The sequence below is a fragment of the Laspinema olomoucense D3b genome, from assembly GCF_025370785.1.
GTDB lineage: Bacteria > Cyanobacteriota > Cyanobacteriia > Cyanobacteriales > Laspinemataceae > Laspinema > Laspinema olomoucense.
In genome coordinates, this window is sequence record NZ_JAMXFA010000023.1 from 97,628 (window position 1) to 110,549 (window position 12,922).

The 12,922-nt window shown below is 47.3% G+C and carries 15 protein-coding genes; 12 read left to right on the plus strand and 3 right to left on the minus strand.

Going from position 1 to position 12,922, the window contains the following annotated elements:
- Window positions 1–201: 201 nt before the first annotated feature.
- From NG792_RS17580 to NG792_RS17590, 3 genes are all read left to right on the plus strand, one after another.
- Window positions 202–1,722 carry a thioredoxin-like domain-containing protein gene (locus NG792_RS17580; RefSeq protein ID WP_261236231.1) on the plus strand — a complete coding sequence of 507 codons (1,521 nt, stop codon included), beginning with the start codon at window positions 202–204 and terminating at the stop codon, window positions 1,720–1,722.
- A 443-nt stretch (window positions 1,723–2,165) separates the two neighbouring features.
- The gene (locus tag NG792_RS17585; RefSeq protein ID WP_261236232.1) at window positions 2,166–3,602 is read left to right on the plus strand and encodes a NupC/NupG family nucleoside CNT transporter; all 1,437 of its coding nucleotides are present in this window, start codon (window positions 2,166–2,168) and stop codon (window positions 3,600–3,602) included.
- A 185-nt stretch (window positions 3,603–3,787) separates the two neighbouring features.
- Complete coding sequence (locus NG792_RS17590; protein ID WP_261236233.1) at window positions 3,788–4,621, plus strand: hypothetical protein; 834 nt, start codon at window positions 3,788–3,790, stop codon at window positions 4,619–4,621.
- A gap of 129 nt (window positions 4,622–4,750) precedes the next feature.
- Here the strand turns inward: NG792_RS17590 and NG792_RS17595 are convergent, their stop codons facing one another.
- Entirely contained in the window at window positions 4,751–5,524 is a 774-nt protein-coding gene (locus NG792_RS17595; protein WP_261236234.1) for a circadian clock KaiB family protein, read from the minus strand.
- Window positions 5,525–5,688: 164 nt separating this feature from the next.
- Window positions 5,689–6,966: a type IV pilus twitching motility protein PilT gene (locus NG792_RS17600; RefSeq protein ID WP_261236235.1), complete on the minus strand. Its 1,278-nt coding sequence runs from the start codon at window positions 6,964–6,966 to the stop codon at window positions 5,689–5,691.
- Window positions 6,967–7,188: 222 nt separating this feature from the next.
- Here NG792_RS17600 and wecB point away from each other — a divergent pair, with 222 nt between their 5' ends.
- The 8 genes from wecB to NG792_RS17640 all read left to right on the plus strand — a co-directional run bounded on the left by wecB (window position 7,189) and on the right by NG792_RS17640 (window position 12,248).
- Window positions 7,189–8,301 carry a non-hydrolyzing UDP-N-acetylglucosamine 2-epimerase gene (wecB, locus tag NG792_RS17605; protein WP_261236236.1) on the plus strand — a complete coding sequence of 371 codons (1,113 nt, stop codon included), beginning with the start codon at window positions 7,189–7,191 and terminating at the stop codon, window positions 8,299–8,301.
- A 90-nt stretch (window positions 8,302–8,391) separates the two neighbouring features.
- Window positions 8,392–8,622 (plus strand): antitoxin TumA, encoded by a 231-nt coding sequence (gene tumA / locus NG792_RS17610; protein WP_261236237.1) that lies wholly within the window; start codon window positions 8,392–8,394, stop codon window positions 8,620–8,622.
- Window positions 8,612–8,998, plus strand: coding sequence for a toxin TumE (gene tumE, locus NG792_RS17615; RefSeq protein WP_261236238.1), 387 nt, complete (start codon window positions 8,612–8,614; stop codon window positions 8,996–8,998). The genes tumA and tumE overlap by 11 nt, the downstream gene beginning before the upstream one ends.
- 123 nt (window positions 8,999–9,121) lie before the next feature.
- Window positions 9,122–9,370, plus strand: a complete 249-nt coding sequence (locus NG792_RS17620; RefSeq protein ID WP_435387588.1) for a DUF6887 family protein — start codon at window positions 9,122–9,124, stop codon at window positions 9,368–9,370.
- Window positions 9,371–9,901: 531 nt separating this feature from the next.
- The gene (locus tag NG792_RS17625) at window positions 9,902–10,393 is read left to right on the plus strand and encodes an NYN domain-containing protein (RefSeq protein WP_261236240.1); all 492 of its coding nucleotides are present in this window, start codon (window positions 9,902–9,904) and stop codon (window positions 10,391–10,393) included.
- Window positions 10,394–10,517: 124 nt separating this feature from the next.
- On the plus strand, window positions 10,518–11,201 hold the full coding sequence (rnc, locus tag NG792_RS17630; RefSeq protein WP_261236241.1) for a ribonuclease III: 684 nt from the start codon (window positions 10,518–10,520) through the stop codon (window positions 11,199–11,201).
- An 88-nt stretch (window positions 11,202–11,289) separates the two neighbouring features.
- Window positions 11,290–11,472: a hypothetical protein gene (locus NG792_RS17635; protein WP_261197217.1), complete on the plus strand. Its 183-nt coding sequence runs from the start codon at window positions 11,290–11,292 to the stop codon at window positions 11,470–11,472.
- Window positions 11,469–12,248: an Rpn family recombination-promoting nuclease/putative transposase gene (locus NG792_RS17640; RefSeq protein WP_261197218.1), complete on the plus strand. Its 780-nt coding sequence runs from the start codon at window positions 11,469–11,471 to the stop codon at window positions 12,246–12,248. The genes NG792_RS17635 and NG792_RS17640 overlap by 4 nt, the downstream gene beginning before the upstream one ends.
- 20 nt (window positions 12,249–12,268) lie before the next feature.
- Here NG792_RS17640 and NG792_RS17645 read toward each other — a convergent pair whose 3' ends face one another.
- On the minus strand, window positions 12,269–12,520 hold the full coding sequence (locus NG792_RS17645) for a hypothetical protein (RefSeq protein WP_261236242.1): 252 nt from the start codon (window positions 12,518–12,520) through the stop codon (window positions 12,269–12,271).
- Here NG792_RS17645 and NG792_RS17650 point away from each other — a divergent pair.
- Window positions 12,519–12,818, plus strand: coding sequence for a DUF2283 domain-containing protein (locus NG792_RS17650; protein WP_261236243.1), 300 nt, complete (start codon window positions 12,519–12,521; stop codon window positions 12,816–12,818). The genes NG792_RS17645 and NG792_RS17650 overlap by 2 nt on opposite strands.
- Window positions 12,819–12,922 lie beyond the last annotated feature (104 nt).

The following is a 12,922-nucleotide window of genomic DNA, read 5'->3' on the forward strand; positions in this document are numbered from 1 at the left end:
TAGGACTAGAAACCGGGTTTCTGTGACCCTTGTTGTTGAATTGCCTAAATTTAGGAAAGAAACCCGGTTTCTACCCCCCACCCTAGGACTAGAAACTATGGGAACCGCTATAGTTGCATCAAGATAACTCCTGAAGGAGTTACTACGAACGAGGGATTTTCATTTAAAATAATCGAGTCAACCCATCGTGAAATCAATCCCATGAATCTTCCTCGGGTGAGAGCGCCAGAATTTCCTTCCCATCAACCTTGGTTAAATTGCGATCGCCCTTTATCCCTAAACCAATTAAAAGGCCGAATTGTTCTCCTTGACTTTTGGACCTATTGCTGTATTAATTGTCTGCATATTTTACCGGATTTAAAATATTTAGAGCAAAAATATCCCGAACATCTCACGGTCATCGGTGTTCATTCGGCTAAATTCGAGAACGAAAAAGAAACAGAAAATATTCGGCAAGCGATTCTGCGGTATGATATCGAACATCCGGTCATTGTGGATCAGGAGTTTGAAATTTGGCAACAGTATGCGGTGCGCGCATGGCCGACTTTAATTTTAATTGACCCTTTGGGATATGTAGTGGGAATGGTTTCTGGAGAAGGGAAACGGGGGGAATTGGATGAGGCGATCGCCCAGTTAATCGCCCAGCAGCAAGCTCAAGGTTCCGTCTCAATTCCTCATATCAAACCTATCCTAGAAAAACAAAAAAATCCCTTAATTACTCCCTTAGCCTTTCCGGGGAAAGTCCTCGCCGATACTGCCAGCAGTCGCCTATTTATTGCCGACTCGGGACATCATCGCATCATTGTCACCACCCTAGAAGGCACTGTACAATCCATCATCGGCAATGGCACTCCTGGATTAACCGATGGATCTTTTTCTGAAGCGCAGTTTTTTGGACCCCAAGGGATGACTTGGGATGGTAACTCCCAATGTCTCTATGTGGCGGATACGGAAAACCATGCAATCCGGCAAATCGATTTTACGACGCAACAGGTGCAAACCCTTGCCGGAACGGGAGAACAAAATCGCACCTTGGAACCCCAAGGAGGTCCCGGGTTAGAGACTCCCTTAAATTCTCCCTGGGATTTAGAACTAATTGGGGGGGAAGTGTTATTAATCGCAATGGCCGGGTCCCACCAAATTTGGGCGCTAGATTTGATAGATGGAACCGTGGGGACCTACAGTGGCATCGGTGCAGAAGCTGGCATTGATGGAGAACTGGATGAGGCGGCATTTGCTCAACCTAGCGGCATTACTACCAATGATGAGGAACTGTTTGTGGCGGATAGTGAAATTAGTTCGATTCGGGGAATCGGGTTAGGAGATGAACCCCGGGTGCGAACCCTTTGCGGCAGTGGAGATTTGTTTGGATTTGGCGATCGCGATGGGACCGCAGAAGAGGCCCTCTTGCAACATTGTCTCGGTATTGATTATGCCGAGGGATTGCTGTGGGTTGCAGATACTTACAACCACAAAATTAAAACCGTTAATCCCAAAACGGGAGAGTGCAAAACGGTTTTAGGAGATGGAACTGCTGGATTATTAGACGGTAAAAATACCGCCACCCGCTTTTTTGAACCCGGGGGTTTGAGTATTGCTACAGGTATGCTTTATATTGCGGATACCAATAATCATCGCATCCGACAGGTAGCATTAGATACTCTAACCGTAACCACCCTGGAGTTTCCTGGATTATGTGCACCGGGGTTTTGTGTTTTATGAGAATTTTGCTAAAAACTAACTACTCTAACACAAGGCTCAGACTGCTTCAAAAAGAGGGACCCTCGGTGGGAGGCGAAGTGAATAAACTCCCCAAATAACCTCCCCAAATGGGGATTTTATTTTTTATCCGGATAAAGAGAGAATTTTCAAAAAAATTTGACGGCACAACTAGACAGGAACGCCCGCATAACGTTAGAATTTGCCCCGGGACGTCTAAATGAAAATTCACTTTCGCATTTGATATAAAGAGTCAACGGTTATAGGTTTGAGCCAACTTTTTTCTTAAAGGTTCAAACCCAGTTGGCTACCCCTCAAGAGAAGTGGACAAAAGGCCCCCACCTCCTCTGGTTCCAAACGGTTGGAATGGGGGAGTGTCAAACCAGTCCAGTTGACTTACAGTCGATCACCACACCGTTCATCGTGCGGGAGACGTCAATCGAAAAATGAACCCGATATTAAATTTACTCTCATTACTCGGAATCGTGGGTCTATGCTTTATTGCATGGCTGGGTTCTGAAGATCGTCGTGTTATTCCCTGGAAGGTCATCTTTTGGGGAATTGGCCTACAAATGGTTGTGGGATTAATCGTGTTTGGGTTAGGAAGCAGTCTCATTGAAGGACTGAGTAATTTGCTCAATGTGGTCCTAGATGCTTCAGAAGCAGGGGCCAAATTCCTGTTTGGGGGAGCGTCTTCGATGTTGGTGGCAGAACCCAATTTTGCCGCAGGTCCAGGGCCAGCGGGTCGCTGGATTGCCCGAACTGTAGGCACTCCCTTCGTCGCGGTGGCGGGCGATCGCCTCAGTCCGGATAACCTCAATCCCGGTTTTGCTTACGTTCTGGCCTTTCGCGCCTTGCCGCAAGTTATTTTCTTCTCGGGATTGGTCAGTCTACTGTATCGCCTGAATCTGATTCAGCCTGTGGTGAAGTGGTTTGCGATCATTTTCCAAAAAACCATGAATATCAGTGGTGCTGAATCAATGGCAGGGGCGGCTAATATTTTTTTAGGGATTGAATCGGCGATCGCCATCAAACCCTTTTTGTTAGATATGACCCGCAGCGAACTTTGCGCGATTTTGACCAGTTGCTTTGGCTCGATCGCCTCTTCGGTTTTAGCCCTCTATGCCGGTTTATTGCGCCCCACTTTTCCCTCCATTGCCGGTCACTTGGTCTCCGCTTCGATCATGACCATTCCCGCTTGTTTCGTGATGTCTAAACTTTTAATTCCCGAAACTGGCGACCCGAAAACCCTCGGTCACATCCCTGAAGATGAAGAGGGTGAATCCTCTGAACGTCCTAACCCAATGGATAGCTTAATTGGTGGTGCATTGGATGGGGTGAAAATGGCGGTAGGGATTGCTGCGGCAATTATTGCCATTCTGGGGATGGTTGCTCTGATTAATGCAGTCTTTACGACGATCTCCACTGTAGTGCTGGGAGCCTCTCCATCCGGTGAGCCTTCCTTGATCACCGAGTTCTTTGCTAATCCTCTCGCCAATCTCATGGGAATGTTATTCTTACCCCTGACCTTTTTAACTGGGGTATCCCTCGATTGGCAGGAATTGTGGAGTTGTTCTCTCGTGCTGGGGCGACGGCTATTTGAAACGAATATTCCCCCCTATCAACAGCTAGGGAGGTTAGCCCTGAGTGGGGAAATCAGCGATCGCGCCCTGTTAATCATCAGCTATGCACTCTGTGGGTTTACCCATTTTGCCTCCTACGGCATTTTTATCGGAGGGTTATCCGGGTTAATCCCTGAACGTCGCAATGAAATCGCCTCTTTGGGCTTTAAAGCGCTTTGGGCAGGTACTCTGGCAACGTTAATGAGCGGATGTATTGCGGGGTTATTTGATATCGGTAACGCCGCTGTCTTAGGCCGCTAGAGCGTGGGTAGAGTATTAAATCAATAAGGACAAGAAACCGGGTTTCATCGCCCTTGCTTTGGGACTCAGTAGCTCATATTTACTTGGATAAACCTGGTTTGTCTTCCCAATCCTGTACCGACGCCCTGGGCGATCGCCTATTTCCTGGATCAATCTCTCCCAGTATGAAAACGAGGAAGCTGAAAATGAAACGAAACCGGCTTTGGCTGCTCGGTTTGGGGCTGTTAACTGCCCTAACTCTGATGATTGCTGACAATCGAGCCATTCACCTGCACCCCCAGGTTGGTATCTCGAATTTGCAGTTAAATGCTGGCGCAGCAGAGGCTCCGGCTAGGGTAATTCAAGTCGCCCAAAGAGGGTCTCGAAATACCCAATCTCCCCAATCTCCCCAATCTCCCCAATCTCCCCAATCTCCCCAATCTCCCCAATCTCCCCAATCTTCCCCCTCTCCCCAATCTTCCCCCTCTGCCACCCCGGCTCCGAGTCTCTCTGAGGAAGAACGAGAGGCGAGTCCTGTCCAGTTAACCGCAGAACCCTATAAAGACCCCGGAGGACGGTTTACTGTGGGTGTGCTGGCAGAATATTTACCGGCTGAAAATGAAGAGTCTCAAAATGAAGAGTCCCAAGGGGAAAGAGGACGTCTGGAACCCTATAAAATTGGGTCTTCAGCGGGGATTCCGTTAATCGAGTCTCCTGATGGCAATTTAGCCTATACGGTGATTGTCCAACCCCTAGCCACTGCCCGCACCTTGAGTAATGAGGAGTTGGCAGAAATGGCGATTGAGGAATTTAAGCGGGGGGAAGGATTTAGTCCCGATGAGTTTAAGCCGATCGCCTCGGGAGAGGTGCTCGTCCCTTGGACAGGGATTTTCAATAATCAGACGCCGATGCAGGGGACAATTTTGGTCCGTCAGCGCGATCGCAGTGTCTATTTGTTGCTCATTTCCGCAACAGATGTGGCCGCATCTAAGCTCGAACCGGCGATCGCTTTATTATTCGAGACCCTGCAACCCCTCTAATTTCCTCTCGCTAACCCAACCATTAGCCACACAATGGGGCGCACAGGGTGCGCCCTTTTTAATCAGTCACCCCAGATTAATGAGGGGTTAAGATTTCCCTAACTGACCCCTAATTTTCATCGGATCAAGTTAAGAGTTCAGACAGCCCAGTAGATTCAGAATTTTATCTTGATCTTCTAAATTTCCGACAATGCGGCGCACGGGCAAGGGCCACATTTTAACCAGGGTAGGGGTAGCGGAAACATGAGCCTGTTCTGCCTGTTCTGGATGTTTAGAAACATCAATCACTTTCAAGGTATAGGGATAGCCTAAAGACTCTTCCAAAAGCTGGTGCAAGGTCTTGAGGGTTCTCTCCGTTGCTCCTGTATGACCCGACACAAATAACCGGAGCACATATCCTTGAGTCGGGGTTTGTTCGGACAAAGTAAACCTCAACTTCGGGGATAAATTCGGGGGGTGAATGCTGCCCTCGTCTGCGCTTGACTCCAAGCGGACAATCAGCTCATGATTCTCCCAGAGTTGGGGAAACTGCTGACGATAGGTGGCTAACACCATTGGATGACATAACTCTTCGGACCAAGGGGCGATCGCCCAAGTCAAGTCCTCTATTTCAAAGATAGCATTCAGCAAGGCTTGATAGCGCAGGACTGAAGCCGAGGCGATCGCGGAAGTTTGCACTTGTCCGGTATAGGGATCAAGCCATCGGTCCACCGTGGCGGTATAACAAGGAACTAGGAAATGGGGGGGTTCGATTAGCCCCAGCCATTCTTGTAGCACCGCGCATAAATTCAGATGCCACCGATTTTTTTTGCTCGGGTCGATACAGTAAATCAGGTCTCCACCAGGAGTAAACAGAGCAATCCCTTTAAATAGGGGAGGAAGAGAAGAGGATGGGTTTTTCAACAACTCGCGATCGCTTGGATATGAGATGGGAACTAGGCGATTGAGAAACTGTACAAGACGGAACCCTCACAGGAAACAACAGTTATGAAGGGGCCGCGATCTAGTTGGGACCCCTTAACATTCATAACTGCTCGTGCAACAGAAAAACCTGAGTTTGTGAACCTTTAAATCCGACCTCGGAGCATTTGAGCCATTTCGTTCGGGGTTGGCGACTGTTCCAACGCAATCTCTTCCGTAATTCGCCCTTCTTGATACAGCTCATAGAGCGATCGGTTCATCGTCGTCATGCCTTCATAAGTATCTTTCAGCATGATTTGTTGAATATCCTCATACTGTTCTTTGAGGATATATTCCTTGATGACGTCCGTATTAATCATAATATCGTGGAACGCCGCTCGTTTTCCATCGGTGGTTTTACACAACAACTGAGCAATAATCGAAACCAGAATTTCCGAAAGCGAAACCCGAATTGAAATCTGTTCTTCCGCTGAGAACATATCCAAAATCCGAGTCAGGGTTTTGACTGCACTATTCGTATGCAGCGTTCCCATGACTAAGTGACCTGTTGAGGCTGCTTTAATGGCAATCCCCACGGTCTCCTTGTCCCGAATTTCTCCGACTAACATCATGTCTGGGTCTTGCCGCAATGCCCCTTTAAGCGCATTAAAAAACTTCAGGGTATGCCGACCCACTTCCCGGTGTTTAATCAGGGATTTCTTACTTTCATGAACGAATTCCACCGGATCCTCAATGGTGATCATGTGATAGGCGAAATTCTTGTTCATGTAGTCAATCATCGCCGCCATTGTCGTAGACTTACCCGAACCCGTCGGTCCCGTCACCAACACCAACCCCTTGTGATAGTGGCAGACCTTTTTAAACACTTCGGGTAAACCCAGTTGTTCCATCGTCAGGATTTTGGCAGCAATCAGTCGCAACACCATCGCTGGACCTGCTAACGAGTCAAACGCACTGATCCGGACCCGCACAAACCCAAAATCAAACGCCCCGTCAAAGTCTAGGTTTTCCTGAAACTGCTGGATTTCTTCATTGCTCATACATTCCCGCAACCAACTCATAAAGGTATTGAGATCGGTGACGGGATACCCCGCTTCTGCAATATCCCCCCGTTTGCGGAAGCGCGGCAGTTCATTCACTCCAAGGTGAATATCGGAAATTCCTTCTTCATTCGCCTGTACCACTAAGTCCCGCAAGGTCGGATGTCCGGGACTAGGGCCGGGGCCTTTGGGGGCGGCGGGTGCGGCTGGGGTCGCCGGTTGTGCTGCGACAGCGACCCCAGCCGGGGGACCCGGTGGCCGACCTGGTGGCGGTGGCGGCGGTGGCGGCGGCATCGGGGGACCTCCAGGGGCGCGGGCTGCCGGGGGCCGCCCTGGTGGCGGGGGTGGCGGTGGTGGAACAGGTGGACGCTGAGATTGTGTCATGACTCTCTCTCTTTAACGAACAGGGATTAAATTTTAGGGAGTTGGCTCAGTCTAGGGAATGGGCGAATTTAGGCGGTTGAGTAAGTCTAGCAATCAATGAGTGGATGTATTCTAAGATAGATCTAACTCAGCCCTCTCTTTGTTAGAGTTTTCCCAAAACTTGACATCTTTTAACAGAATGGGTTGGTTCCGCCTGTTGTTCACTTGCCGATCAAGCGCCTAATGCTAAACTCTCCCCTGAAAATTTTGATTGCCCTGGGAACCCGTCCTGAAGCGATTAAACTGGCCCCGGTGATCCAGGCATTCCGGCGATCGCCCGATTTCACGACCCAAGTTATTTTAACTGGCCAACATCGGGAGATGGTGGAGCAAGTCATGCATCTGTTCGACTTGCAAGCCGACTGCGACCTCGGGATCATGAAACATCAGCAAACCCTCACGGATATCACCTGTGGTAGTTTACAGGGACTTGAAGGGTTCTTGCAAGAGACGACTCCGAATTTGTTAATCGTCCAAGGGGATACCACCACCGCCTTTGCTGGCGCTTTAGCTGCGTTTTATCAAAAAATTGCGATCGGTCACGTGGAAGCGGGTTTAAGGACCGATGAGCTATTCAATCCCTATCCCGAAGAAGCCAATCGCCGGTTAATTTCCCAACTGGCGCAACTGCATTTTGCTCCTACTACAAAAGCGGTAGAAAATTTAGAGCGATCGGGGGTCACCGGAGAGATTCACCTCACCGGAAACACCGTCATCGATGCCTTACTCTCCGTCGCCTCCCGCCAACCCGACTGTCCCATCCCCGGACTAGATTGGCAACAGTATCGCGTCCTCCTCGCCACAGTTCACCGCCGCGAAAATTGGGGCGAACCCCTAACGGGAATTGCCCAAGGATTTCTCAAAACCTTGGATGAATTTCCCGATACCGCATTACTGTTACCCTTACATAAAAATCCCACCGTCCGAGAACCATTACAAGCCATGTTAGGCAATCATCCCCGGGTATTTTTAACGGAACCATTAGACTATGCCGAATTAGTCGGGGCCATGCAACGATGCTATTTGTTACTAACGGATTCCGGCGGATTGCAAGAAGAAGCACCGGCATTAGGGAAACCTGTTTTGGTGTTAAGAGAAACCACAGAACGTCCCGAGGCGATCGACGCCGGTACAGCCAAATTAGTCGGCACCGATTCCCTAGAGATTTTCACCGCCGCCAGTGCCTTGTTAAAAGACAAGGATTCCTATCAAAAAATGGCAACCGCAGTCAATCCCTTCGGAGATGGTCATGCGTCGGAAAAAATCGTAGAAATTGTGCGGAAGTATTTGGACTAGGCACGCTCATTTTATCCAATTTATCTGACAATTTATTGGGGGATATTGGCAACAAATCAGGGGATTTGAGTTAAGCTTTGGAGATTCAAAATGCGAAAACAGCAAGTTATTTACACTTCACCGTTGGATGCCTTGATTGCCGTGACCAAGCGTTTGAGCTTGTATGAAAGTCAGTACAGTATGGACACAGAAGAGTTTTTTAATCGCTACTCAAAAGGACAATTTTCCGATGAGGAGCATTGGGTGGAGTGGGCCAATGATTATCGTCATTTTTTGGGTTTGCGGTTGGAGTTAGAGAAGCGATTACAAGATGTGGCATGAAGTTTTAGCAAATTATCTAAATCGCGTTGAGCAGGCTTTAATGGCACTAGAGGATGTCTATGTTGAGCGATATGTGGAGGAGGTGTTAACGCCACAACGAGCTACGTTGCGGATTCGGGTGAGGTTTAGTGAGGGGCAGTTATTGGAAATCAATGAGGCGATCGTGGTTGAGGAGGATGTATTGATGTGGTTAGACTATCGTTATCACTATCAAGATCAGGGCAATCGTTTGATTTTTCGCTATGACAGCACTCCCCACTTTCCAGATTTATCGAGTTTTCCCCATCACCAACATTTACCCGATGTGGTTATTGCTTGCGAAAAGCCAGATATTACGGATGTTTTACGAGAGGCGATTACTAAGGGATTTCCATAAAATAAAGTGGGGCATTATAGGTCTGGCAGAAGAGCAACAGCCCCCCTGAAGGAAACTGTGATTAACCCCAGGAAGAAGCAAGCACATTGGCAGCAGATAATTTAGAAGTGATTGTTATCGACAGTGGAGAATGGAGGTTTATTTAGGAATCCAAAATTTGACCTGATGTCCCCAGAGGAATTAAAAGCCTATCTATTAGCTTATCGAGATGATTTAAAAGCATTAGATGCTTTAGTGAATCGTCGGAGTCCTGACTCGGAGGCAACCTGGTATCCTGCACCTTTAACTGAAGAAACTATCCGCATTTCTGAGGAGGCAATTCAGCGGCGGATTGAAGGGGGCGATCGCCCTTCTCCAAATTTTCCCAGTTAGTCGTTCTGGGGTTAGGATATTAATATTATTTCGGACGCTACCGATGCCGGTGATGTTGAATTGGACTCTGAAAAGTCTGGCTCCATGAACGTACAGGTTCCAGCCGCTTCGGTGCAGGGTAGCCCGCGCAGGCTTGCTTTGTATGGGAAAATGGGTATAGACCCTAGGTACTCTAGCAAGGGATGAGGGGCAGACAAGAAATTTTGCGATCGCCCTTGACAAACCCAAAAGACTGTGCATTAATGAAATCAACGCAGCTTACAGCGCAACGCAAGCATTACGCTTGGGTTCTCGTCTTATGAGCAGCACCCCTGCACCTGGACTTCATAAAGTTCTTGCCTTGGTCTGGTATCAAATTTAGCCAGCTCAATGTAATAACTCTGTGATGATTCAGGGAATGAGGGTACTGTGATTTTAAGACGACAACCGGAATAGATCTAACAGTTCCAGAATGTATCTGGGGTTTTACTGTACAGATCTATGCCCGGAAGCTGCCTCCAATCACGAATCATAAACGAGGCACAAAATAAAATGTCTAATCAACTAACGTCGAATCAAGTAGCGATTTTGTGGGATGGTCAAAATGTCCACGTTCGGTCCGAAGAGCAAGTTATAGCTTTATTGCAATTTGCTACAAAATATGGAAAACCCTCCTATGTAAAAGCATACGGTGGGTGCATAGAACTGAAAAAATGGGCTAGTATTTGGGACAAATGCGGTTTTGAATGTCGTTGGGTTCAGGCGTCTCGATTGCATAAAAATGATGCAGACGAGAAAATCAAGGCTGACTGTAAGCAGTATATTCTCACTAACCCCGAAATATGTACAGTAATTTTGTTGTCCAAGGATGGGGGATTTAGTGATTTAGTAAGTCAGTGCCAATCCCACGGGAAAAAAGTGATTATAGTTACACAATCCTGGAATCAGACCAGTAAAAAGCTACAAAAGCGGGTTGGTGTTGAGGGCTTTTGCGCTTTAAATCAAGTTGAACATATTTTTTATCGTTTCAAAAATAAACGATAAATTCTGACCCAATCAAACACATAGCGTGATTCCCAAAAAGGGCAAACATGGGTTTGCCCCTTTTTATTTTCCAACGAGATAAATGCTATGATTTAGATAAAAACTACCCATGAGGCTGTTACAAATGGACCATAAATTATTGAAATTCACGAATGAAAAGCTATTGCTACAGGCATTGACTCATCGTTCTTATGCCAATGAAAACTCTGGCGAACTGCATAATGAACGCCTAGAGTTTTTAGGGGATGCTATCCTGACTTTTATTAGTGGTGAATACCTGTACTGTCGGCATCCGGAAATGGCAGAAGACGAAATGACTCGACGGCGATCGGCATTGGTGGATGAAAAGCAACTTGCCAAATTTGCCACTGAAGTGGGGTTAACCTTTCGGATGCGTCTGGGTCAAGGGATGATTCGGAATGGGGGTTATCAAAGTCCTAATTTATTGAGTAGTACCTTTGAAGCGGTGGTAGGAGCCTATTATTTAGACTGCGATCGCAAGATGGAGGTACTTCGTCCTATTATCGAGGATTTATTTGATTCGGTATCTCCCACAATCGTTGAACTGCGTTCTAACATTGATTCCAAAAATAGGCTGCAAGAGTATGTCCAAACAACTTTTGGCTCAATATTGCCCAAATACACTACAAAACGGATCGGAGGTCCCGATCATGCACCGGAATATCAATCTATAGTGTCTGTCAATGATGAACCCTATGGAAAAGGCAAAGCTTGCGGCAAGAAAGAGGCTGAAAAGCAAGCGGCTGAAAATGCTTTGTCTGAACTTAAGAAGCAGGGTAAGATTTAATCATGCAAATTTTTCTGATTAATTTATAGCCGTTCCTGGGCGGATGGAAGCGATATTTTGCTGGGTTAAATCCGATGCCGCGTGACCATTGGCAACAGAAGACGGCAGGGAAAATTGCAGAATTTGTGCCGATGTTTGGGTTGAGTTTGAATGGGTTGCAGTGAGGGCGATCGCAGTTTTGCTGGGGCGATCGTCTTTAGAGTTTCCTTTATTTGCTGGGTCGGGAAAATTTCAAGATAAATTAATAGAAGAAACCATGAGGAAAGAATGAGAACAGATACCCTATTTTACAAACTCTTTCAAACCTTCCCGCAATTACTATTTGAAATCATGGGGGAGGCTCCCGAACGGGCAACCGCTTATCAGTTTTCTTCACGGGAAATCAAAGAACTCGCTCGCCGCTTTGACGGCCTATTTTTGCCCAGGGAAAAAGAAACCGCTCTGCTGATCTACTTTGTAGAAGTCCAGTTTCAGTTTAAGTCAGACTTTTATTGGCGGTTTTTTACCGAAATTTTCGTTTATCTGGGACAATACAAACCGAACAACGATTGGTGTGCGGTGGCGGTGTTTGCCTCGCGCAATTTAGATCCGGGAGTGCCCAACCAGTATCGGGGGTTGGTGATGAGCAAACAAGTCAAGTTTGTGTACTTGGATGAATTAGAGATGCCAGCAGAACCCTCCCTGGGTTTGGGAATCGTGGAATTGATTGTGGGAAATAGAGAGACGGCGATCGCTCAAACGAACCAACTGCTACAGCAGGCAAAGCAGGAACTCGACGATGCCGCACTCCAGCTAAAAGTTGTAGAATTAATAGAAACCGTCATCCTGTACAAGTTTACCGAGTTAACGCGGGAGGAGTTAGAAGCGATGTTTGGATTAGAGGATTTAAAACAGACGAGATTTTACCAACAAGCGAAAGCGGAGGGTAAGCTAGAATCCGTACCGGGGTTGTTGGCGATCGGGTTAAGTGTGGAACAAATTGCCGCAGCGTTGGGGTTGGATGTGGAGATCGTTCGGCAGGCAGCACAAGGACAGTCTAACTCTTAGATAGTTTCGGCTGCACTCAATTAAAAGTTGGATAAAGGCGATCGCAGGTTTGCAGAGGCGATCGCCCTAACTGCAACTTTGTCCGAGGCGTTCCTTCTGAGCGATCGCTGTTGGCAACCCTCGGGGATAGAATGGAGGCAAGTCCCGCCAAACCTTTGACAGCATTGGGCGATCGCAGGGAAGAGAGGGCTAAACCTACAGCGATCGTGATCGGTAGTTCGGGTTCCCAAACCCGAGGAAAATATCACCCAAACTTTCAGGGGTAGAACCATGAAAATTAGTTACAATCCCGAAACAGATGTGTTGAATATCTATTTTCAAGAAAGTCCGGTAGAAAAAAGAGAGCGGGAACAACCCGACCGGATTCTCGATTATGACAAAAACGGAAATTTGGTCAGACTAGAAATCCTGAATGCTTCCCAGCGAGTGGCGAATCCTCAAAGGGTTGAATATTATGTAATTTCACCCAATCCCGTTCCCGAAGAAGGGAAACCCATCTCCTTAAGCGATCGGCGTGCTTTTATGCAATTGCCCTTAGAGGAACGTCGCCGCATTTTGGCAGCACAATAGACCTCTTGCAAAATAATTTTATGCTAAAATAAAAAGTTTTGCTTGATTTTAGCCGATGGCCGGTTATAGCTGATTTTCCGGATCTTTTGCTAAAAACCGCATAA

Bases quoted from the DNA above. Each gene is read 5' to 3' on its own strand.
- NG792_RS17580 (WP_261236231.1), top strand. From the start codon at position 202: ATGAATCTTCCTCGGGTGAGAGCGCCAGAATTTCCTTCCCATCAACCT.
- NG792_RS17585 (WP_261236232.1), top strand. From the start codon at position 2,166: ATGAACCCGATATTAAATTTACTCTCATTACTCGGAATCGTGGGTCTA.
- NG792_RS17590 (WP_261236233.1), top strand. From the start codon at position 3,788: ATGAAACGAAACCGGCTTTGGCTGCTCGGTTTGGGGCTGTTAACTGCC.
- NG792_RS17600 (WP_261236235.1), bottom strand. From the start codon at position 6,966: ATGACACAATCTCAGCGTCCACCTGTTCCACCACCGCCACCCCCGCCA.
- wecB (WP_261236236.1), top strand. From the start codon at position 7,189: ATGCTAAACTCTCCCCTGAAAATTTTGATTGCCCTGGGAACCCGTCCT.
- tumA (WP_261236237.1), top strand. From the start codon at position 8,392: ATGCGAAAACAGCAAGTTATTTACACTTCACCGTTGGATGCCTTGATT.
- tumE (WP_261236238.1), top strand. From the start codon at position 8,612: ATGTGGCATGAAGTTTTAGCAAATTATCTAAATCGCGTTGAGCAGGCT.
- NG792_RS17625 (WP_261236240.1), top strand. From the start codon at position 9,902: ATGTCTAATCAACTAACGTCGAATCAAGTAGCGATTTTGTGGGATGGT.
- rnc (WP_261236241.1), top strand. From the start codon at position 10,518: ATGGACCATAAATTATTGAAATTCACGAATGAAAAGCTATTGCTACAG.
- NG792_RS17640 (WP_261197218.1), top strand. From the start codon at position 11,469: ATGAGAACAGATACCCTATTTTACAAACTCTTTCAAACCTTCCCGCAA.
- NG792_RS17650 (WP_261236243.1), top strand. From the start codon at position 12,519: ATGAAAATTAGTTACAATCCCGAAACAGATGTGTTGAATATCTATTTT.
- NG792_RS17645 (WP_261236242.1), bottom strand. From the start codon at position 12,520: ATGGTTCTACCCCTGAAAGTTTGGGTGATATTTTCCTCGGGTTTGGGA.